Here is a 23,096-nt window from a genome sequence, read left to right as displayed (position 1 = left end):
TAAAAATGAATATAATACAAAAAATATCATCTTGGCAATATACTAGATACCCTTGGATATTGTTGATAATTGTAAGTGCGGGGCTAGTAATCCTAGCCCACTCTTTCTTTCAGCACTATCTTTATATGCCTCCTTGCGAGCAATGTGTATATATAAGATTTGCATTTTTATGTATGACTCTTGGTGGGATATTAGCAACAATAGACCCTAAGAAAAATTATTTTACACTACCTGGGTATGCTTTTGCTTTTTGGGGTGCGATACAAGGAATTATGTATAGTGTAAAGCTTGCTAGAATACATGCAGCAGCACATAGTGATGATCCTTTTGGTGTTCAAGGTTGTTCAACAGATCCAACATATCCATTTAACTTACCACTTCACATATGGGCCCCTGATTGGTTTTTACCTACTGGGGATTGTGGATTTGAAAACTCTGTAATACCAGATGGAGTTACTTTAAATAGCATTCAAGAATACTTCATAAACCTATATCAAGATGGCTGGTATTTGATACCTTCACAACACTTTATGTCTATGGCAGATAGTACTTTACTTGGCTTTGTTGTTTGTTTTATTGTATTATTAGTGTTATTTACTAGTAAAATCATAACAACGGTTAAAAATCCAAAATAATAAAAAGGTCTATTTTTAGACCTTTTTATGATAATAGCCATAACTTATGAAAAAGAAAAGATATTTAAAAATGGAGAAGAAATTTATCTATCTTATCTTCAAAATAAATTCTTTTGGCTCTTTGCTTATAATCTAAATAAGCTAGTTAGCTATGAGATGATAGAAGAGTTTGTGTATGGTAATGAGTATGTAAGTAAAGGTGCTATTCAAAACACTATATTAAGATTAAAAAGAGAGCTTGGCATAAAGCTAAAAAATGTATCAGAAACAGGATATATATTAACTTGTGATTAGGTTTAACAAAAAAATGTTAGCAGGAAAACCTGCTAACCCAAAAAATTAAGCTTTTTTCATATCAAATTTATTTACCATAAATCCAACAAGACCTACAAAGAATAGTCCCCCGACAACATTCCCCATAGTAACAGGTAATAAATTTTTAATCAAAAAATTAAATACATTAAGAGAATTTAAACCATCAACACTAACGCCGTGCAAAGAGCTAGCAAGTGCGTTAATATCGCCTGAGTTTGCAGCTAAATAGTGAGATTTTGCTATCAATGCTTCTGTAATTATAAACATATTTGCAACGCAGTGCTCCATAGAACAAGCAACGAAAGCACCTATCATCCACATAATTGCAAAAAATTTACCCGCCAAGTCATTTTCAGATGTTGCTGTCCAAATAGCCATGCAAACAAAAACATTACAAAATATACCACGTATAAAAAGCTCATGAAATGGAGTTGAGATTTTACCTACACCAGTTGGTATAAAGTGATGCAAAATATATCCATCAAATTTCAAAGGAAGCCCTGAATGATAATACATATAAGCGATCAAAGCACCGCCTATAAAATTACAAATCCAAACTAAAATCCAATAGCTAACTGTTTTTCCTAGTGTTAATTTTTTGTCATAAGTACTTACACCTGATAAAACAGAGCTAGTAAAAAGATGTCCCCCATAAAAAACAACCATCATAAGACCACAAGAAAAAGTTATACCTCCTATAAAATTAGCCATGCCTATTGATTGTTTTTCAGCCATGTCTACCGTTGAGTGAGCCCAAAAAATATCACCCATGGCAATAGCAGCCCCCGCCATTATTGCCAAAAAGACCACACTTATAAATGGAGTGTGAGCTTTGTGTTCCATTGAGCTTGAAACAGCCTGTGCTGTTTGTGCCGGATTTAACATTTCAACCTCCTTTTAAATTTTCATCTATAAATTCAATCTTTTTAAGAGCTTTTTTTGCACTTTGTTTTGCTTTTTCACTCATACCCTCTTTAAAATCAAGAACATTTTCAAGCAAAACATTAATTCCCAAAAAAAGCGTTTTAGGACATATTTTTCTTAAATAACTTAAAAGAATTGGAGTTGGTAGATTGTGTGTCGAGTAGATATAATCTCTATCATCACTTAAATCAAAAAATTCAATCTTCTCATCATCAAATCCGCTCATAGCATCTACGACTATAAGTATATCTGGAGCAAAATCTCTTATCGCACCAAACTCATTTTCAGGGACATCTTCCCCAAAAAAAACCTTCCAATCTTTTAAATTTTCACAAACTAATCGTCCAACCTCATTACCAACATCATCATCTCCACGCAAAGGGTTACCTATACACAAAACGGCTTTGTTCATCAAAAATCCTTTTTAATAACTAAATATCCTTCACGTAAATTTAGTAGAATTTGTTTAAGTTTACCATCACAAAGTTGTGGTAAAAGTCTTAAAGCATGCTCTGCAAAAATTTCAACTTCAAAATATTTGCTAAGATTTCCAAGCTTAAACTTTACATACTCGCCAGACTCATTTAGCATTTGTTCGTATTCCTCTTCACTCATTTGTGCTATTTGTTCGCTAAAATCAATCGTACCAACACCATGTCCAACGCAAGTTGAAAATATTTTTATATCTTTTAACTCGCGTGGCATTTTGTCGTTATCGTCCATATGGCGTTTTGTTAGTTTAAAAATTCTTATCATCTTTTATCCCAAATCTCTTTTTTAGGGTCTATACTAAAGCTTTTATCGGCTTTTGTATATTTTAAATAAATATCATTATGTAAAATCGCCATACATTCAGCATATCTAGGGTCTTCTTCTTTTTTAATAGCTTCTAACAAAGTATTTTTAGTTATATCCGCATTATGAATGTCGCTTGAAGAACTTACAGCGCTTATATATTTTTTATAAAGTTCTCTACCAAAAACATAACTCATAAGCCTTTTTGACTCAGCTTGTAAATCTCTTTCAAAAAGTATATCACCCATAACTGACTCTTTTACTTCTGGCGCAAGAGTTGTATCATTCTCATAGCTCTTTTTTTCTAGCTTTTGATCGATAATCCCAAGTGCCATTCCAAGGCCATATATAACACTTGCTGGGTGTGGAGGGCAGCCTGGTATATAAACATCAACCGGTATAACCTTATCTATACCACCCCAAACACTATAAGCATCATGAAAGATACCGCCACTAGAACCACAAGCACCAAAAGCAACTACTATCTTTGGATCTGGTGCTGCTTCATAAGCACGCAAAAGTGGATAATACATCTGTCTAGTAACAGGACCTGAACATACCAAAATATCAGCGTGGCGTGGATTTGCTACAAGTTTAAATCCAAAACGCTCAGGGTCCCACATAGGTGTAATTGCCGCAAAAATTTCTATCTCACAGCCGTTACAGCTACCGCAGTCTATCCTATAAACACTAAAACTTCTTTTTATATTTTGCAAATGTTCTAATTTTGCTGTTAGGTCATTTGCTGTTTTTATATTATCTGGAACTTGATATAAACTCATCTTATCCCCTTTATTATTTTATGTTTGTCTCGGCAACTGTTGTTAGCTCTTTTACAGCTGCTGCCTTTTTACATTCAGGGCATATATATAAATACTCTTTTGCTTCTTCTAACCTATGTGGTAACAAATTTGCTTTTTCAAGTCTTGCATAGCTAAAATTTATAAGTCTTTTTGGAGTAAAAGGTTTATCACAGCATTTACATCTTTGAATTTCTAACTCCCCTCTTTGGATAAGCGCAGACTTATCAAATTTAACAGCAAGTTCAAAACTATCACTAAGCTTAATAGCACCTGTTGGGCATACCTCATCGCAACGACCACAAAATATACAACGACCACAGCTAAACTCCCAAATAAGTCTAGTTTGCTCTTCGTTCATTTTTATCTCGATTGCGTTAGATGGACAAGCAACACCACAAGCCGCACAACCTATACAAAGTTCATATGTATAATTTGGCTGTCCGCGAAAATTATCAGGAACTATGTAAGGTTCAAATGGATAAGCATAAGTAGCTTTTCCGTATTTTTTTGTTACATCAAATAATTTCATCTTAACTCCCTTAATGGAGAATCTTTTAATGTTTGAGAATATAATTTCAAATCTTTTTCAGTTAAAATTTTACTCTTTTTAGTTTTAACATCAACAACTGTAACACGCTCGGTACAAGAGTAGCAAGGGTCAAGCGAACATACTATCAAAGCTGCATCAGCTATTGTATTTCCTCTAAATTGGAAGCGAAGGCTAGGCCAGTTATTGTATGTAGCGGCTCTACATCTCCAACGAAATACTTTTTGAGCGCTTCCTTGCATAATCCAATGCACATTTTCACCCCTAGGCGCTTCATCGTGTCCTAAGGCAAAATTCTCAGGCTTAATCATTGTTTTTGGATCTATCATTATAGGTGTTTGAGGCATTAGTTCAAGACATTGTCTAATGATATGAATTGAGCTTTTTAGCTCTTTATACCTAACCATCTCTCTACTAAATACATCGCCACCGTGTTCAACAGCAACTTCAAATTCTATCTGTTTAAAAAAGTCATAAGGATGGTCATATCTATTGTCTCTTTTAAATCCGCTACCTCTCATATTTGGACCAACCGGACTAAAATCACGAGCTACTTGTCTATCAAGAATACCAACTCCTTTCCAGCGACCTATCTGTCTTTTATCATCCATAACAGCATCCCAAATTTCATCTATTTGGACGTCTAGTTTATTTATGATTGCTATTGATTTTCTTATCTCATTATCGGTCATATCTCTTCTAAGTCCACCCATGATAACGTTACCATAAGTTTTTCTACCACCAGTAACAAGTTGAGCTAACTCCATTGAATACTCGCGAACCCTAAAAATATGCATAAATGCGTTATAGTTACCAGTCACCTCACACGCTAAACCTATATTTAAAAGGTGTGAGTGAAGTCTTTCTATCTCAAGACAAATAACTCTAATGGCCTGAGCGCGAAGAGGAATTTCTAATCTTATAGCCTTTTCAGCAGCCTCTATACAAGCTATGGCGTGGGCGTATCCGCAAATACCACAAACCCTTTCAGCCAAATAACCCATTTGGTCATAGTTCATTCTGTTTTCGGCAAGTTTTTCCATACCTCTATGTTGATAAAATAGTCTATAATCAGCATCTATTATCTCATCGCCATCGCAAAATAGTCTAAAATGCCCAGGCTCATCGCTTGTTATGTGTAAAGGTCCAAGCGGAACATCAACAACACCATCGCCTTTTGGAAACAAAAACTCAGCTTCTGGTTCATCTTGATGTGCGACAGGGTCTGGTCTATAACGATAGTCCATCGCATCTTTTCTAAGTGGATGTAGGTTTTCAGGCCAGTCATCACTTAAAACCAAACGACGTTTATCAGGCAATCCCTCAGCTACAAGACCATACATATCATATGCTTCTCTTTCATACCAAACACAAGCTGGAACGTGAGGTGTGACAGATGGAAAAGTAGGATCATTTGCTGGAATAAGTGTTTTTACAGTAACAAAACATTTATCCTCAGGCAAAAAATCATCTTTTTCTGTCATTTTTGAACCTTCCATAGACAAAGCATAATATAGTGCAAAATGTCCATTAAGTTCGCGCTCATCATTTGGTATCATTGTGCTTATAAAACCACCAATATCATAATAAAGTGTTTTTACAGCCAAAGGTAGATCATTTCTATCCACCAAAACAGTAACTTGATCATCAGCCTGTCTTGTAACCTCTAACACATTTACTTTAGTTTTTAAAATTTGTATAAAATTATCGCCACGCATTTTTAACCTCTCATTATTATTCTTACGCCATTTTCAACTAAAGTATAAAAGCTATCTACATGCCACAAACCAAAGACAACTATCAAAACACATAATGCTATCAATGGTATATTTTCAATTAAACTCATCTCTTTTTTGTGAGCAATTTCGCCTTTACTTTCGCCAAAACTAGCCATATTAAAGTGTGAAAAGTCTGCTATAAAAATTATAGTAAGTGCAACAGCAAATAAAGCAACAGCTCCAAATTGTCCACTTGTTATAGCTTGTTTAAATACCAAAAACTCGCTAACAAATATCGCAAAAGCTGGAACACCAACCAACGAACAAACAGCTGCTCCAAACATCATAGTTGTAACAGGTGCTATTTTTACCATGCCGCCCATTTTACTCATATCTTTATGTCCGTAAATTCTTGCTATATTTCCAGTTGAACAAAATGCAAGTGCTTTTGTAAAACTATGAGCTAGACAGTGAAAAAGCGCTGCAAATATTCCTATTTTTCCACCAACGCCCAAAGCAAATGCAATAACACCCATATGAGCTATAGAGTGATAAGCAAACATTCTTTTTACATCGTGCTGACGCATTAAGAAAAATGCTGAAACAAAAAGAGTAATTGTTCCAGAAATAAGCATAACATTTTGTGTAAATTCAAATCCAATTGCATTTGATACAATAGCGTAATATCTAAAAATAGCAAGCATAGCGCATTTTAAAAGCACACCAGAAAGAAGCGCTGATATAGGAGCCGGACCTTGTGCGTGAACATCTGGCAGCCATGTATGAGTTGGTGCTAAACCTGCTTTTGTTCCAAAACCAATCAAAGCAAACACAAATATAAGTTTTGCAATATCTGGGTTTAGATTTTTAGCATTTTCAATTATGTTTGTATATAGCATAGATGACTCCCCATCACCTAGATTTGCAAATGTTGCTGAATACAAAAGTATGGTTGCATAAAGAGCAAATGCCAAACCTATAGAACATAAAACTATATATTTATAACCACTCTCTGTAGATTTTTTATCTTTATTTATAGCAACTAAAAAGACAGAAGCCAAAGTTGTTGCTTCAATAGCTGCCCACATAAAAGCTATATTATTACAAACAACACTAAGGCTCATTGTAAATATAAACACATGACAAAGAGAGTAGTATTTTTTTAATGTATCTAAATTAATATGTCTATCAGCTACTTCCCATTTCATATATGTTGTTGAATATAAATTCACCAAAAAGCCAGTTACTGCTATCAAAACCAAAAACACACTTCCTAATCCATCCAAAAACAAAAACTTATCATCAGTAAAAAAAGCCCCATCTTGCAATACTTTGCTAACATTAAAAAGCAATATTAGTGAAGTCAAACCTGACACTAATATATGTATAAAATTTAGTTGTTTATGCCATTTTGGAGCAAAAAATAGCACTAATGCACCTATTAAAGGCGTGATTAACAATAAGCTTAAACTACTCATCACTACCCCCTTAAATTTGTAGCCTTAGAAGTATCAAGGCTATCGTAAATTTTATAAAATCTAACAGCTAATACACTCATTATGATTACAGCAAAAAGTGCATCTGTTAAAATTCCTAGTTCAACTAATTCGTGTGAATTAAAAGCCATCAAACCAAGGCTTAGATGTATTCCATTTTCAAAAAGACAATAAGAAAGTATCTGTTTAATAAATGAGTTTCTAAGTATGAACCCAAAAATACCCATCATAAATATAGTAGCTGAAGCTATTAGGGCTATTTTTTCTTTGATAAGAGAAAACTCTAAAAAAACACCGTGTATACTCATGGCTATTGCTAAAGAAAATCCCATAGCCACAACAGGGCTAACAAAAAATCCGCCAACCGGCTCATCTTCACTCACAACATTTAATTTTTTTATCACAAACAACAAAATAGATGGGACAAATAAAACCTTTGTAAAAAAGGCAACATAAGCCCAATTTCTAAGCTCGTGAGCATCAAATTTTGAAGATAAAACAAAAAACATACTCACTAAAAGCAATGTCTGAATTGCATAAACAAAAACTGATAATTTAAGACCTCTCAACCCAAAAACAGCCAAAGATGTCGCTATCATAGCGATAGATATTGTATCTATAATACCCATTTTAAACTCCTAAAGCATAAAGACTTAACGCTATAAAAGAGATACCAAGTGCAAAAAGTGCATTTTTACGGAGACTTGATGTAATTTTAAAGCGTGGTCCGAAGTTATCTATAAAAACAGCGGCTACATAAAACACACCTGTTTTTATAACAAAAACTATAATTGCTAAAATTGGATTTGAGAAATTCCAAGGCTCAAATATAGTCAAAAACAGACCTATCATTGCAAATTGTTTTAATATCAAAGCTGCTTGAACTAAACCCAAATCATATCCAGCATACTCACCAAGCAAACCCTCTTGAAGCTCTTGCTCAGCTTCGGCAAGGTCAAAAGGCTTTCTTCCTGTTTCAGCATACATACACCATAAAAAAGCTATAGAAGCAACAGCAAAACTAGGAATTTGATATCCTATGGTGCCTGTTTTTACCATTTCTTGGATTTCAACCAAATTTGATGTTTTTGCTGCAAGCATTACAACAATAAGACACATAATCATAACAGGTTCAACAAAAATTCCTATCATCTGCTCCCTGCTTCCGCCAGTTGCTGCAAAAGGGTTTCCGCTATCCATAGATGTTGCACCAAATATAAATCTAAACAAAGCGCCTAGATAAATAATCACAAATATATCAGCATAAGCACCAAAATCAGAATTTTGACTATATGTAATAGGTATAGCAGCTAATATTCCTGCTGCCGTAGCAAACAAAACAAAAGGCGCATATCTAAAAACCCAATGAGAACAAGAAGGAGTTGTTCTTCCTCGTTTAAATAATTTTTTTATGTCACGATAAGTCTGAAAAAAATCGCTCCCTTGTTTTGATTGGAGTTTTGCTCTAAGTTTTCTTGCCATACCATCAAACAAAGGTGCTACAAGGACTATCACAACAACTTGAAATATCATTAAAAATATAGTTTGCATAATAATTCCTTATATCAAGAAATAGCTAACTGCAAGCATTAAACAAAGATATATAATGATATAAAATGAATAAACATTTGTATATCCGCTTTGAAAAATACCTATTTTATCAGCTATTTTTTTGCTTAAATTTATAAAAGGTTCATAAAACAATCCCCACCAAATATCTTTTGGATGATTATGGTACTCAACAGGAGAGAAGTAATCTTTACTGATGACTTTTTTCTCTGAACGAAATAGCCATTGCATTATTTTTCTAAGATCTCCAGTAAAAGGACCCGCTGTGCTTTGCATTCTTTGGTTGTATTTAAAACCGCAAGCCCAAGGGTCTGTTTCTCTTGGTGCTGTTTTATTTGCTTTCATAACAGCAAGCATTATAAAAGGAAGTATCATTGTAGAACACAAAATTACAGCTATTAAAGGAGTAGATATAAAGCTACCCATAGGTGATGCAACTGAACCAAACTCTGTCTGAGCACTAAAAGAGCTTGGAGTTATTGAGTTTACAACTTGCATTATATAATCTGCAACAGTGCTTGCGCCGATACCAAAAGCTATACAAGCTAATGTTAGTATTGCTATACCAAGTATCATTCCTATAGGGCTTTCTTTTGCATGTTCAAAAATTTTCATATCTCTTGGTGTTCCGGCAAATATAACAGAATAAACTTTTACAAAACACATTACAGCCAAAGCACCAGTTAATGCCAATGCAACAACAGAAAATGTAAAAGCATATCTAGCGACAACACTATCTTTTAATGCACCTTGAAGCATACCTTGATATGTAAGCCACTCAGAGACAAAACCATTTACAGGAGGAAGAGCTGTGATCGCCATACTTCCTATAAACATACCAATAGCTGTCCAAGGCATTTTTTTTGCAAGACCGCCCAAAACTTCCATATCTCTTGTGTGAGTTGCGTGCAAAACCGAACCGGCACAAAGGAATAAAAGTCCTTTAAATATAGCGTGATTTACAACGTGATAGCAACCAGCTAAAAATCCTATAGCTGCCAAAACAGCATCGTTTTGTGCAAGACCATAAATTCCTGTTCCAAGACCAAGAAGTATAATTCCTATATTTTCAACTGAGTGATACGCCAACAAAGCTTTATAGTCGTGTTGGCAAAGCGCATACAAAACACCAAACAATGAGCTAGCTGCGCCCAAAGCTAATATAGTAAGACCAAAATAAGGGCTAAGTGGCAAGTAAAGTGTAAATTTAACAAGTGTAAATAATGCAACTTTTATCATAACACCACTCATAAGAGCTGATACATTTGATGGGGCAGCTGGGTGAGCTAGCGGAAGCCAAACATGAAATGGCCACATACCAGCTTTTGAACCAAAACCAATCAAAAATAATATAAATACAACTATTGAAGCACCTAAAGGCATATTTAGGTTTGCAAACTCGCTAAATTCTGTGCTGTTTGCATAATAAGACAATAAAAGCAAACCACAAGTTATACAAAATGCTCCTATTTGAGCTATACCTAGATATATCATAACAGCTTTTAGAGTGCCTTTACCATCGTTTACTAAAATCAAGAAAGATGATATAAGTGTCATCAACTCCCAAAGAACAACAAAGCAAAATACATTGTTTGCACTAATTACAAGAAGCATTGACAAGATAAAAGCGCTAAACAAACTTGCAAAAACAGCAACATTTGCTTTTTTGATATATTCGTTTGCATAGCTCATACCATAAATACTACTTGCAAAACCTATAAATACAACCACAAAGCTAAAAAAGTTACCAAGTGGGTTTAGTGCAAAATTTGGAGAATATAAAAAATTTCCACCAAGCAAAAAGCTATCACTAACACCCATATTGCATACAAAATGACTCATAGCTATAAAGCAACTAATCGCACTAAGTCCAAATCCAGCCTTTACGGCTAATTTTGGATTTTTATAAAAACACATACTAATAATAGCGCTTAATACAAAAAGCAAATAAATTTCAACCATCTCAGGCCTCCTCGCTTTGCATTATCTTATGCAAAAACTCATTTGCTGACTTAAAGTCTATACTTTTGCCAAGTTTGTGATTTTGATTTCTAGGATCTACCATAATAAGAGCTGAAGTAGGACAAACATCAACGCATGCAGGTCCTTTTTCCTGTCCATAACACATATCACATTTTATGGCGATATTTTTAGCTCCGGCTTGTGATTCTATTTCTAGATAATATTTTGGTTCAACTGAATAATTTACCGAAGGCATAAGTTCAGCGCTTGAACTAATAGCTCCATAAGGACAGGCGATAGTGCATAATTTGCAACCTATACATATCTCCTCGTGAAGCTCAATACAATCATCATCAAATCTCAATGCACCAGTCGGACAAACATTTGCACAAGGGCCATCATCGCATTGTCTACATTGTGTTGGCATTACACCAGCAGCTTGTCTTAAAACAGATAGCCTTGCTTTTGATAATTTCCCCCTCTCATAAGCGCTTTTAAAACACGCGGCCATACAAGTAGCACAGCCTATACAACGCTTATAATCAGCAATAACAAATTTATGCTGTTTCATAAATCCTCCTCGCGTTTTGTGAAAAACTTTAACAATTTTATAAAATTTCAATTTTTTTTTCTGTCATTTTCCTGACATTTATTATTTATAAAAATTAATTTTTATAATTTTGTATATTTTTATATATTTATAGTATAGCTATATAGGGGACTTGTATTATTTATAATGTAATATGTTTTATATATTTTAAATTAAAAACTATGTATTATTGATAATAAATTACATTTATAATTAAATATAAATGTAATATAATTATTTAAGATATATTTTATTATAAAGAAAGTTCAATGGACTTAAATTTATCATCTTTATCTGATATATTAAATCCATTTTTAAGATATAGCTTGATAGCTTTTTCGTTTGAGTTTAAAACGGATGATTTAATTTTTAAAACCCCCAAAACATTAAAAGCATATTTTTTAATCTCATCAATTAACACCTGCCCATATCCTTTTAAGTTTGGATTTTGATACAATCCAAACTCGCAAGAACTTGTGTCTATATCACTAAATGATATAACACCGATAGGGCTATCTTTTTTAAAAACTAAAAAATATTTTTTTGTATTTGAATGTTGAAGTGATTGAATAAAAATTATATGTTCATTTAGGCTGATATTTGTAGTTATCATAAATTTAGAAACTCTTTCGTCATTTCGCCAATTGAAAACCAAATGAGTTTCTTTATCATCTAAATCTATAAAGTTTTTAATCCAAACCATACTTTTTTTAGTACCAAAAATCAGATGTTGGGAATTTTTGATTTTTTACTTCATTGGCGTATTCTTGTATAGCATTTCGAACCAAGCTGGCACCACTCATATATTGCTTTACAAATTTTGGCTTAAATTCCTCAAAAAATCCAAGCATATCAGAAAATACAAGTATTTGTCCATCAGTCTTAACGCCTGAGCCTATTCCTATAGTAGGAATTTCAAGAGAACGTGTTATCTCATCTGCAACATCGCTAATAACACCTTCTAAGACTATACAAAAAGCTCCAGCATCTTGCAAAGCCAAGGCCTCTTCTTTTAGCCTTTTTTTATCATCATCATTTTTACCTTTTATCTTATAACCACCTTCAAATCTAACTCTTTGTGGCATTAAGCCTATATGTCCGCAAACACTTACACCTTCTTCTGTTAGTTTTTTAACAGTAGGAACAACCCTCATACCACCTTCTAGCTTTATACAATCAGCTCCGGCTTGTTTTATAAACTTTACGGCATTTTTTAAAGCCATCTTTTCATTTTGATAACTACCAAAAGGCATATCGCCCATAATTAAAGCCCTTTTTGCACCAGCACAAACAGCTTTTGTATGATAAAGCATAGATTTTAAATCAACATTTAGTGTGTCCTTTTGGCCATTAAAACTCATATTTAAACTATCTCCAACCAAAATAACATCAACATAATCATCAAAAAGTTTTGCAAACAAAGCATCATAAGCGGTTATTGCAACTATTTTTTCATTATTTTTTTTATTTAATATATCTTGAGTTGTAATTTTTTTATAAACTGACATTTAAAAAACCTTTGTTTTGTATTAATTGCATTTATTGCACTTTGTATTTTACCAAAAAAAATGTTACAATTAGGTTACAGTTTTTCAAGGATTAAATATGGGTATATTAAAAAATTTAGAGATAGATTATTCATTTGAGATTGTGGAGGAATTCTTATCACACTACTCAATAATGTGTGATATTTCAGAACCAATCGTAATAGGCCTTGGCAATAAAACAAAATATAACGAAAATATAAAAGAGCTATTTAGAATTTATCACAATATAAAATCAGCAGCTGGATATATGCACCTCGAGCCTATAATACATTTAGCAACATTAGCAGAAGAAATTTGCACAGAAGCTAGAGAAATAGAAGGTCCAGCAAATGATAAATTTATAGACTGGTTGTTACTAGTTGGGGATCAATTCATAAAATACAAAAATGATTTAGAAAATGACTCTGAATATTTTAGTATTCTAGAACCATTAATAATAAATATACCGGTAAAACTTGACTAAAATTTAAAAAGATATTAGAATATAAACTTAAAACATGGGAGTGACTTGGCTTCGACAGGAGCAGAGTGGCTACGATGGCATGTCGCTTTGAGCAAAGCGTAAAAAGCTCAAAATTAAATTTAAACGCAAACAACGTTAATTTCGCTCCTGCTTACGCTAAAGCTGCGTAAGTTCAGTTGAGCCTTGCACTTTTTGATGCTATCTAAAAAAGATTGCAAGCTACCCAGATAGTGTAGATTTGTATTTTGGCACGATATAGGTTGAAATTTTTGCCTTAGCTAGGATAAGTGTTTTGGAAAGTGAGCATGTCTTAGTGAATTTTTCACTTTTGCTAAACATGTAGAAGTTGTGGTTGTTTTGTTTTTGGACAGGGGTTCGATCCCCCTCGCTTCCACCATTTTACTTATTTTTCTTTAATAAACCACTACAAATCATAATTTTCTTTAATTTTAGTTTTTTATGTTGTTTTGATTTTTTAAGCAATTTTAAGAGACTAAACAATAAGCCTATTAAAACACAATAATAATTCAAAAATTTTATTTACAATTTTTAGCACCATTTTACAAGACACAAATCCAACAAAACTTATTGTTTGCCTTGGGCATATTAAATAATTTTGTATCTTAGTTTTGTTTTTATAAAAATATTATTATTTATTGATTATAATAAATAAATTTACATTTTATTTTATAAGGAGAAATATATGTTTGGATTTTTACGTTCCAAGCAAGGAAAAATGGTGCCTGAGTAGGAAGTCTTAGCAACCTACAACCGCAAAAGGTGGAATGCTATTTTTGGCATTTTTATCGGCTATGCTGCATTTTATATCATAAGAAACAACTTCATTCTCTCAACTCCATATCTACAAAGTGAGCTTGGCTTTGATAAAACAGATATAGGATTAATATCTGGAACCTCTCTTGTAATTTACGGCTTTAGTAAAGGTTTTATGAGTGTTTTAGCAGATAAGGCGAATCCAAAGTGGTTTATGATATTTGGTTTGGTTCTTTCAGCACTAGTCAACCTAATGATGGGATTTAGCACAGCATTTTGGCTATTTTTTATATTGGTTTGTTTAAATGGATTATTCCAAGGTATGGGCGCTGGTCCTGCTTATGTAGTTCTTGCCAGTTGGTATCCTAGAAAGTCTCGTGGTCTTATCACTTCTATATTTAATACATCGCACAATGTAGGCGGGGGACTTGTGGCACCAATAACCGGTGGGGCAATTGCTTGGCTAGGCACAGATCACTGGCAAACAGCAAATTTTATAATTCCTGTTGCAGTAGTTATTTTCATATCTGCTATTTTTGCTATTTTTGGAGCTGGAAAAACATATAATGAAGGTCTTCCTCAGCTAAATAAAATTTTAAACAACGACAAAGATGAATTAGTAACAGCAAAAGAAGATGGTGAAAAACTAAGTAGCTGGGAAATACTAAAAAAATATATATTAACAGATAAAAATGTATGGTTTGTTAGCTTTATAGATGTATTTACATATATGATACGATTTGGTGTTCTTACATGGCTACCGCTTTACTTACTAGAAACAAAAGGATTTAGCAAAAAAGATATGAGTATAGCATTTGCTATATTTGAATGGTCGGCTATTATTTCAACAATAGCCGCAGGTTATTTAACAGATAGCTTCTTTAAAGGTAGAAGAATGCCTCTTTCTATAATTTCTCTTGTTATAGTAGGTGGTGCTATGTTTATTTATCACGGCGGAGAAAGTTTAACTACCGTAACACTAGGTGCTGCTATTATTGGTTGTTTTATATATGTGCCTATGTTCCTTAGCTCACTTCAAACTATAGAGCTTGTTCCGCCTTTTGCAGCTGGTTCGGCCACCGGTCTTCGTGGTCTTTTAAGCTATGTGCTTGGTAGTTTTTCGGGAACTGCGCTTATAGGATATATGGCTAAAAATTATGGCTGGGATTATGGCTTTTATCTTTTAATGTTTGCTGTTGTTGCATGCATTTTATGTTGCTATATGGTTCATTTAGGAGTTATGAAAATAGAAGCTGAAAAGCTTAAAAAATAAATTTTAACCCCTTTAAAAAGGGGTTTAATACTATCACAAAAAATAAATCAAATAATACTTTCAAGCACTTTTTCCCCAAAAATTTTAAGATTTTCTTTGTTGGTTATATCCTCTTTGAAAAGTGGTATTTTTGCATAATGATATTTTCCAAACTCATTATCGCTTTGCTTTACATATTGTGCTTCTTGTGAGATTCTTGAGCTTAAAAAATCATCATTTGAACTATTAGGAAGGACTTTATTTAAAACAACAGCATAAGGTTTAAGATCTTTTTGATCTAAACTCTGTATAGCTCGTTGTGTTTCGGCTATAGCTAGCTTTGAAGCATTTAAAACCAAAACTATACCGCATTTATTGCTATCTTTTACTAAATTTGAAAAAGCGCTATATCTTGCATATCTTTCATCAAGTTTTTCTATAAGTCGACCCCTTATAAAACCATCTGGATCGCTAAATCTATTTTTGTCACCACCATCTAAATGCCCTAGTACTTTTTCGCTCATTCCGCCTCGCTCTTGCATACTAAGAAGTGTCTTACTCCAATCCCTTAACTCTTTTGGCATAAAAAATAGTCTTAATGTATGTCCTGTGGGAGCAGTATCTATGATGATATGGTCATAACTAGATATTTCTTTTGTTAGTATGGTGCTTAGTCTTTCAAACAAAGCCGCCTCTAAAGTAGAAGAACTATCAGCTATTTTCGCAAAATAATTATCTATTTGTGCATAGCTTGATGCACCAACAAAGCCTCTCATATCTTTTGCTACTTTTTGGACATATTCTTTTGCCTCAAGGGCAGAATCAATCTCCGCAACACTTAACTTTTCATCTACTTTTGTGATAGAGTTTTTAAACTCAACATCAAATATATCACTAAGATTGTGTGCTGGATCTGTTGAGACAAGCAAAACTTTTTTAGCATTTTTACCACTTGATAAGGCTACTGCCAGCGAGCTTGATGTAGTGCTTTTGCCAACACCGCCTTTGCCACCTACAAATATAACTTTTGGAAGTTCTTTGTTCTTCATTTATCTCCTTTAACAACAGCAACTGCATGGAAAATTTTCAAAGAATGAGTGCTTAAGTCCAACTTTTTGATGCCAACGATGAAATTTTGGCATAAGAGCAGGAAGCATTTCAAGTGTATAAAGCGAATAAGGATTTTCTATACCATAAATTTCACTAAATGTGATAATCATAAAAAAATCGTCAATTTCGGAATTTTCTTTCATAATGGCACTTTTATGCATGCCAACATAAAAACTCTCAAGATCTTGTGAGAATTTAATAATTTTTTTTATCATTTGTATCCTTTTGTATAATTCTTGCCAAGCCAAAAAAGGCAAGGCAAGAAATAGGATTAAGCGGCTGCCTTTTTATCGGCTAAAATTTTGCTTATAACTTTAAGCGCAGAAAGCACAACTAGAAGTGTTACAACTATAACAATAGCATTTAAGGTTGTAAGTAGATAATTTTGGTCATTATAATAATCACCAAGTTTTATAATCGCCCCCCAGAAGCTCATTACAAGAATAAAGCTCATAGGAACAAGAGCTACCAAGCTACCACCGAATTTTTTAGATTTTAGTAAAATAACAGCAACAACCAAAAGTGTAAGACTAGCTAGAAGTTGGTTTGTAGCACCAAATAAAGGCCAAATCGCAACTTTACCATCACTAACACCATTCATAGATATAGTAAAAGATGTAATAACTGCAACTATAGTAGCTATACCTTTTCCTCTTAAAAAGCCTATATTATATATATCCCCCCACTCTTGGATGATGTATCTTTGAAGACGAATACCAGCATCCATTGTGGTTGCTGCAAAAAGGATAACCATAAGTGAAAGCAATGTAGCACTAGCTTCTTGTGGAATGCCAAGTCCTTCATAAATAATAGCACCACCACCAGCAACGAAACTCGCAGTACCACCTTTATACAAATCAGCCCAAGTGTCTAGATTTAAATCGGCATTTATTAAGCTTAGTCCAGCAACACAAGCTATAATTGTAGCAAGTGATAACGAACCCTCGCCCATAGCACCTAGATATCCAACAAAACGAACATCTTTCATCTTATCAACTTGTTTTGAAGTTGTTCCAGAACTTACTATACCATGGAAACCACTAATAGCACCGCAAGCAACTGTTATAAATAAAACAGGAACTACGACATGCCAACCACCAGGATTATCTGTAATAGCGGGTATAAATGTAGGTGCAGCAACTGTTGGATGAACTATTATGATACTTGTATAAAGCAAGATAAGACCAACAAAAAGCTGTATGCCATTTACATAATCTCTTGGTTGTAATAAAGCCCATACAGGAAGTATAGAAGCTATACCAGCATATATATAAAGAAGTACAACCCATTGAGCATTTTGATTAAGACCAAACATTGAATCAGGCAAACTTAAAGGCACAGCAACACCAAGCGGAACAAGCGCATAAAGAGCAATAACAGCTACTATAGTAACAGGCACAAGTTTCATTTTAAATTTATAAATAGCTTGTCCCATTATAAGGGCTATAGCAACGGCACCCCAAGCAGGGATAATAGTGCTTGTATGCTCGACACTTTCTTTTGCAATAATCACACCAAAAGCACCGTTTACCATTAGAAGAACCAAGAATATAACAATCATAAACAACTGACCAACTTTGCTTCCAACAAATCTGGTACAAATAGTTCCTATACTCTTACCTTCGTTTCTAACACTAGCCCAAAGTGCTGACATATCGTGTATACCAGCAAAAGCAACAGTGCCTATAACAACCCATAAAAATGCAGGCAACCAACCCCACTGCACAGCAATAGCTGGACCAACTATAGGTGCAGCACCTGCAACCGCAGTAAAGTGATGCCCCCACAATACAAATTTATTAGCTGGAACAAAATCAACATTATCACAGTATTCGTGAGCGGGAGTAGTAAAATTATCATCAAGTTCCAAAACTTTTGATGCATATAAGCGAGAATACACAAACCATCCAAAGCCAAAAACAACAAAGCCGACCAACATAAGCCATACAGCATTCATAGCAAATCCTTTTCATTTAAATTTCATTTATTATAACACAAAAAAGTATTTATACCAATGTATTTAATAAATTAAATATTAAATTTATACAACCATTGCCAAAAATATATCATTTTAAACCCAAATATTCAAACTAAGTAACTAAATATTATATTAAAAATTAATTATTTATAAGCATTTTAAATAAAATTTATATTATTTATTGTGGTCAATAAAATATGCATTCAAAAAAATCTTTAAGTAATAATCAACAAGACTCTAAAGAAAATTAAAAAACTAATATATTAAATTAAAAGAATAAGCATAGAAAATACCATATCAATCTTTTTCTTCATAAAAGTTAAATAAATTATCTTTAGTGAATATACATATTTATAACATTTAAACAAATAGATAAATAAATTTATCAACAAAAAAAGAACATGAATCAATTCACTATAAATTTTTTATAATACTTATAAAGATTCTACATTATCAAATAACACTTTTATAAAGCATTCAATTATACTTATCTATAAATATAGCAGTATTATATGAGTAAAGTATTGATAAACTTACTAAGATTTTTAATAAAGAACGAAACAGGAATAATCGCTAATTTACCTTTCAGTACATAAGTACTTCGTATACTTACAGCTAATTAATCTTTTTTATATTATTTAAATAAAAGAACTTATATATAAATACTGTAGGAGTATCACACAATTACAGTTGTTTTTATATTATTTGCTTGTAACTTTATAATATGATTTGTTTAATGAGTTGATTAGTGATTGTAAAATTTCTATTTTGTTTATATGTCCATTAAGGAAGAGTTTGTTTATTTAAGTAGTTTTGTTTTTTATATCTTTGTAAATTTGATTTATCTGCTCACTCTTTTATTTTGCTAGCACATTTTATAATTATTATATTCTAATAAATTTGCTCCTAATTATTTCTATATGGATTATAATCATAACCTTTTAGATTAAATTCTGCGCTAATTGAGCTATTAAAATTCCTCCTATAAACAACAAACCTACCATCTAGCTATTAAGCAAAAAGAATTTAAATGATTTAAAAAGAATAAAAAACAATTATCCACAATCAAATAAAATATACCACTTGTATATTAATCATAACCAAGTAAAACACAATAAAATAAAAGAATAAAAAGAATTTAAATTTATTAAATAAAAAAACATAAGAAAGAATAAGAAATAAAGATATACAATAAATAAAGATATATGAATAAAGAGAAACTAATTGGATTTATAAAAAGAAAGAATAAACAAAGCTCGCAGCGACTTACTTTCCCGACATCCCAGTAAGAGAGAGTATCATCAGCCAGGACGAGCTTAGCTTCTTGGTTCGAGATGGAGCAAGGCGTTTCCTCGTCTGTATAGCCACGAGCAGTGTTAAATAAAAGATTTAAATATAATCTCTTATTTAACACTGTTTGTGTTAAATTATATCGTTAAGAGTAAAGCTTGTTTTATCAAACAATCTTTTCTTGTATAAGGTTTTACCCTTAACAAGGAAGTGATGCTTAAAAAGATAAGCAAACGAGCTATTAGTACTGGTCAGCTAAATGACTTTCATCAATTACACACCCAGCCTATCAAACTAGTAGTCTACTAGAGCTCTTAAAAGAAGATTCATCTTGGAGTTGGCTTCGAGCTTAGATGCTTTCAGCTCTTATCACATCCGAACGTAGCTACCGAGCGATGCCCTTGGCAGGACAACTCGTACACCAGTGGTTCGTTCAACCCGGTCCTCTCGTACTAGGGTCAACTCTCCTCAATCTTCTTACGCCCACGGCAGATAGGGACCGAACTGTCTCACGACGTTCTGAACCCAGCTCGCGTACCGCTTTAAATGGCGAACAGCCATACCCTTGGGACCTGCTCCAGCCCCAGGATGCGATGAGCCGACATCGAGGTGCCAAACCTCCCCGTCGATGTGAGCTCTTGGGGGAGATCAGCCTGTTATCCCCGGGGTACCTTTTATCCTTTGAGCGATGGCCCTTCCACACAGAACCACCGGATCACTAAGACCGACTTTCGTCCCTGCTTGACATGTACGTCTTGCAGTTAAGCTGGCTTATACCTTTATACTCTACGAACGATTTCCAACCGTTCTGAGCCAACCTTTGTAAGCCTCCGTTACATTTTGGGAGGCGACCGCCCCAGTCAAACTACCCACCAGACATTGTCCTGCATGAGGATAACTCATGCCAGTTAGCTATCAGAATAAAGAAGAGTGGTATCTCAACAATGGCTCATATACAACTGGCGTCATATACTCAAAGCCTCCCACCTATCCTGCACATCTTTATCCCAATAGCAGTGTCAAGCTGTAGTAAAGGTCCACGGGGTCTTTCCGTCTTGCCGCGGGTAGGAGGAATTTTCACCTCCACTACAATTTCACTGGATCCCTCTTCGAGACAGCTCCCATCTCGTTACGCCATTCATGCAGGTCGGTATTTAACCGACAAGGAATTTCGCTACCTTAGGACCGTTATAGTTACGGCCGCCGTTTACTCGGGCTTCGATCAAATGCTTCGCAGAGCTAACATCATCAATTAACCTTCGAGCACCGGGCAGGCGTCACACCCTATACATCCTCTTACGAGTTAGCAGAGTGCTGTGTTTTTGGTAAACAGTCGGGAGGGACTCTTTGTTGTAACCTTCAATGCTTACGGAGTAAATCCTTAACAAAGTTAGGCACACCTTATACCGAAGATACGGTGCTATTTTGCAGAGTTCCTTGAAGAGAGTTCTTCCACGCGCCTTAGAATACTCATCCCACCCACCTGTGTCGGTTTACGGTACGGGCAACATTATCTAAACTTAGAAACTTTTCTTGGCTCGACAGTATCAAGGATTCAGACTCGATTCCGAAGAATGTTGTCTGCCTGTGGGGTCTCGGCTTAAAAAGAACCGGATTTGCCTGATTCTTAACCTACACCTTTCGACCAGCACTTCCATCCGCTGGCTCCTTTAACTCTAAGCGTCCTTCCATCGCACAATAATGTTGGCATTGGAATATTAACCAATTTTCCATCGCATACCCCTTTCGGACTTTGCTTAGGACCCGGCTAACCCTACGATGACGAGCATCGCGTAGGAAACCTTGGGTTTACGGCGTTGGGGATTCTCACCCCAATTATCGCTACTCATGCCTGCATGCTCACTTCTATCCGCTCCAGCGCTCCTTACCGGTACACCTTCAACGCTGAATAGAACGCTCTCCTACCACTTAGTAAAACTAAGTCTAAAGCTTCGGTACTCATTTTAGCCCCGTTATATTTTCCGCGCAAAATCACTAGACCAGTGAGCTATTACGCTTTCTTTAAAGGATGGCTGCTTCTAAGCCAACCTCCTGGTTGTTACAGTAACTTCACATCGTTTTCCACTTAAATGAGATTTAGGGACCTTAGCTGTTAGTCTGGGTTGTTCCCCTCTCGACGACGGATTTTATCACTCGCCGCCTGACTGCTGTGATTACACACTAGGTATTCGGAGTTTGATAGGGTTTGGTACATTGGTGTATGCCCTAGCCCATTCAGTGCTCTACCCCCTAGTGTTACGACACAACGCTATACCTAAATATATTTCGGAGAGAACCAGCTATCACGATGTTTGATTGGCCTTTCACCCCTATCCACAAGTCATCCCATAGCTTTTCAACGCTAGCGGGTTCGGTCCTCCACTGGCTCTTACACCAGTTTCAACCTGCTCATGGATAGATCACATCGTTTCGGGTCTGCAACATCTGACTAATCGCCCTATTAAGACTTGCTTTCGCTACGGCTCCGGGTTTCCTTAACCTCGCCAGACATCACAACTCGCAGGCTCATTATGCAAAAGGCAGTCCATCACCCTGATAAATCATAGGGCTCTGAATGATTGTAAGTAAATGGTTTCAGGTTCTATTTCACTCTGATCACCTCAGTTCTTTTCACCTTTCCCTCACGGTACTTGTTCGCTATCGGTCTAGTAGTAGTATTTAGGGTTGGATAGTGGTCTACCCAGCTTCAGACAGAATATCACGTGTTCCGCCCTACTCAGGATACTGCTAAGTAAAACATCGCTTTCATATACGGGAGTATCACCCTCTACGCTTAACCTTTCCAGGTTATTCTATTAGCTTTGTTTAGTCTATGTTGCAGTCCTACAACCCCACTAGTAAACTAGTGGTTTGCCCTCTTACGCGTTCGCTCGCCGCTACTAGCGTAATCTCTTTTGATTTCTCTTCCTGTTGGTACTAAGATGTTTCAATTCCCAACGTTTGCTCCATTATATGGTAACTGACATCGCTATCAGTTGGGTTGCCCCATTCGGAAATACCCGGATCAAAGCCCCTTGACGGCTCCCCGAGTCTTATCGCAGCCTGGCACGTCCTTCATCGCCTCTACTAGCCAAGGCATCCACCATTTACTCTTAGTAGCTTACCTTTTTTACCTATTAATACATAATAAGTTGTTAGTATATTTTTTGTTATATTCTAATTCGCATCACTTCCTTGTTAAAGGTAACTGTTATACATAATAAATAAAATATAATAATTATACTTTTACTATGTAGTTACTAAATCTAAACACATAATCCCCAAGACGGAAAGCATTAACAGATAATATAGATAAGTTTTAATCCTAT

19 protein-coding genes, 2 rRNA genes, 1 other RNA gene and 1 pseudogene are annotated in these 23,096 nt (G+C 34.6%); 5 read left to right on the top strand and 18 right to left on the bottom strand.

Translation table 11 applies throughout. From position 1 onward, the window contains the following. Window positions 1-5: 5 nt before the first annotated feature. Together dsbI and CPIN17260_RS01450 are read left to right on the top strand one after the other, a co-directional pair. Window positions 6-635, top strand: coding sequence for a protein-disulfide oxidoreductase DsbI (dsbI, locus tag CPIN17260_RS01455; RefSeq protein WP_078440450.1), 630 nt, complete (start codon window positions 6-8; stop codon window positions 633-635). Window positions 636-671: 36 nt separating this feature from the next. Continuing rightward, window positions 672-929 (top strand): annotated as a pseudogene (locus CPIN17260_RS01450) (DNA-binding response regulator); the annotation flags it as partial. Between the two features lie 45 nt (window positions 930-974). Here CPIN17260_RS01450 and CPIN17260_RS01445 read toward each other — a convergent pair. From CPIN17260_RS01445 to panB, 13 genes are all read right to left on the bottom strand, one after another. Then, window positions 975-1,835 (bottom strand): formate/nitrite transporter family protein, encoded by an 861-nt coding sequence (locus CPIN17260_RS01445; protein WP_069633397.1) that lies wholly within the window; start codon window positions 1,833-1,835, stop codon window positions 975-977. 1 nt (window position 1,836) lies between these two features. After that, window positions 1,837-2,286, bottom strand: a complete 450-nt coding sequence (locus tag CPIN17260_RS01440; RefSeq protein WP_069633396.1) for a hydrogenase 3 maturation endopeptidase HyCI — start codon at window positions 2,284-2,286, stop codon at window positions 1,837-1,839. Then, the gene (locus CPIN17260_RS01435; protein WP_069633395.1) at window positions 2,286-2,630 is read right to left on the bottom strand and encodes a formate hydrogenlyase maturation HycH family protein; all 345 of its coding nucleotides are present in this window, start codon (window positions 2,628-2,630) and stop codon (window positions 2,286-2,288) included. Before CPIN17260_RS01435 ends, CPIN17260_RS01440 begins: the two co-directional genes overlap by 1 nt. Continuing rightward, window positions 2,627-3,451: an NADH-quinone oxidoreductase subunit B family protein gene (locus tag CPIN17260_RS01430; protein ID WP_069637108.1), complete on the bottom strand. Its 825-nt coding sequence runs from the start codon at window positions 3,449-3,451 to the stop codon at window positions 2,627-2,629. Before CPIN17260_RS01430 ends, CPIN17260_RS01435 begins: the two co-directional genes overlap by 4 nt. Before the next feature lie 13 nt (window positions 3,452-3,464). Then, entirely contained in the window at window positions 3,465-4,001 is a 537-nt protein-coding gene (locus CPIN17260_RS01425) for a formate hydrogenlyase complex iron-sulfur subunit (protein ID WP_078440449.1), read from the bottom strand. Next, window positions 3,998-5,737, bottom strand: a complete 1,740-nt coding sequence (locus CPIN17260_RS01420; RefSeq protein WP_069637106.1) for a hydrogenase large subunit — start codon at window positions 5,735-5,737, stop codon at window positions 3,998-4,000. The genes CPIN17260_RS01425 and CPIN17260_RS01420 overlap by 4 nt, the downstream gene beginning before the upstream one ends. 2 nt (window positions 5,738-5,739) lie before the next feature. Continuing rightward, window positions 5,740-7,215, bottom strand: coding sequence for a hydrogenase 4 subunit F (locus tag CPIN17260_RS01415; protein ID WP_078440448.1), 1,476 nt, complete (start codon window positions 7,213-7,215; stop codon window positions 5,740-5,742). Between the two features lie 2 nt (window positions 7,216-7,217). Continuing rightward, window positions 7,218-7,862, bottom strand: coding sequence for a hydrogenase 4 membrane subunit (hyfE, locus tag CPIN17260_RS01410; protein WP_069638273.1), 645 nt, complete (start codon window positions 7,860-7,862; stop codon window positions 7,218-7,220). Window position 7,863: 1 nt separating this feature from the next. Further along, entirely contained in the window at window positions 7,864-8,784 is a 921-nt protein-coding gene (locus CPIN17260_RS01405; RefSeq protein WP_078440447.1) for a respiratory chain complex I subunit 1 family protein, read from the bottom strand. Window positions 8,785-8,793: 9 nt separating this feature from the next. After that, a complete protein-coding gene (locus tag CPIN17260_RS01400; RefSeq protein ID WP_078440446.1) occupies window positions 8,794-10,764 on the bottom strand; it encodes a proton-conducting transporter transmembrane domain-containing protein in 1,971 nt (656 codons plus the stop codon). A gap of 1 nt (window position 10,765) precedes the next feature. Next, a complete protein-coding gene (locus tag CPIN17260_RS01395; RefSeq protein WP_069633387.1) occupies window positions 10,766-11,335 on the bottom strand; it encodes a 4Fe-4S dicluster domain-containing protein in 570 nt (189 codons plus the stop codon). Between the two features lie 271 nt (window positions 11,336-11,606). Beyond that, window positions 11,607-12,056, bottom strand: coding sequence for a UDP-4-amino-4,6-dideoxy-N-acetyl-beta-L-altrosamine N-acetyltransferase (gene pseH, locus CPIN17260_RS01390; protein WP_069637100.1), 450 nt, complete (start codon window positions 12,054-12,056; stop codon window positions 11,607-11,609). Window positions 12,057-12,063: 7 nt separating this feature from the next. Then, window positions 12,064-12,861 (bottom strand): 3-methyl-2-oxobutanoate hydroxymethyltransferase, encoded by a 798-nt coding sequence (panB, locus tag CPIN17260_RS01385; protein ID WP_069637099.1) that lies wholly within the window; start codon window positions 12,859-12,861, stop codon window positions 12,064-12,066. A gap of 97 nt (window positions 12,862-12,958) precedes the next feature. On the opposite strand from panB, the gene CPIN17260_RS01380 reads away from it, so the two are divergent. From CPIN17260_RS01380 to CPIN17260_RS01370, 3 genes are all read left to right on the top strand, one after another. Then, window positions 12,959-13,363: an Hpt domain-containing protein gene (locus CPIN17260_RS01380; RefSeq protein WP_069637098.1), complete on the top strand. Its 405-nt coding sequence runs from the start codon at window positions 12,959-12,961 to the stop codon at window positions 13,361-13,363. A 36-nt stretch (window positions 13,364-13,399) separates the two neighbouring features. Beyond that, window positions 13,400-13,760: a transfer-messenger RNA gene (gene ssrA, locus CPIN17260_RS01375) on the top strand. Between the two features lie 393 nt (window positions 13,761-14,153). Then, complete coding sequence (locus CPIN17260_RS01370) at window positions 14,154-15,410, top strand: MFS transporter (protein WP_226997028.1); 1,257 nt, start codon at window positions 14,154-14,156, stop codon at window positions 15,408-15,410. Between the two features lie 47 nt (window positions 15,411-15,457). Here the strand turns inward: CPIN17260_RS01370 and CPIN17260_RS01365 are convergent, their stop codons facing one another. From CPIN17260_RS01365 to CPIN17260_RS01345, 5 genes are all read right to left on the bottom strand, one after another. Further along, window positions 15,458-16,438 (bottom strand): ArsA family ATPase, encoded by a 981-nt coding sequence (locus CPIN17260_RS01365; RefSeq protein WP_069633382.1) that lies wholly within the window; start codon window positions 16,436-16,438, stop codon window positions 15,458-15,460. Between the two features lie 9 nt (window positions 16,439-16,447). Then, window positions 16,448-16,714, bottom strand: coding sequence for a cory-CC-star protein (locus CPIN17260_RS01360; RefSeq protein WP_069633381.1), 267 nt, complete (start codon window positions 16,712-16,714; stop codon window positions 16,448-16,450). Window positions 16,715-16,770: 56 nt separating this feature from the next. Beyond that, a complete protein-coding gene (locus CPIN17260_RS01355; RefSeq protein ID WP_069633380.1) occupies window positions 16,771-18,456 on the bottom strand; it encodes a carbon starvation CstA family protein in 1,686 nt (561 codons plus the stop codon). A 1,274-nt stretch (window positions 18,457-19,730) separates the two neighbouring features. Then, window positions 19,731-19,849: ribosomal RNA gene (rrf, locus tag CPIN17260_RS01350) — 5S ribosomal RNA — on the bottom strand. A gap of 139 nt (window positions 19,850-19,988) precedes the next feature. Next, a 23S ribosomal RNA gene (locus CPIN17260_RS01345) occupies window positions 19,989-22,894 on the bottom strand. Between the last annotated feature and the right edge of the window lie 202 nt (window positions 22,895-23,096).

This window comes from Campylobacter pinnipediorum subsp. pinnipediorum, assembly GCF_002021925.1.
Taxonomy (GTDB): domain Bacteria; phylum Campylobacterota; class Campylobacteria; order Campylobacterales; family Campylobacteraceae; genus Campylobacter_A; species Campylobacter_A pinnipediorum.
This window is presented reverse-complemented; position numbering and strand designations above follow the sequence as displayed.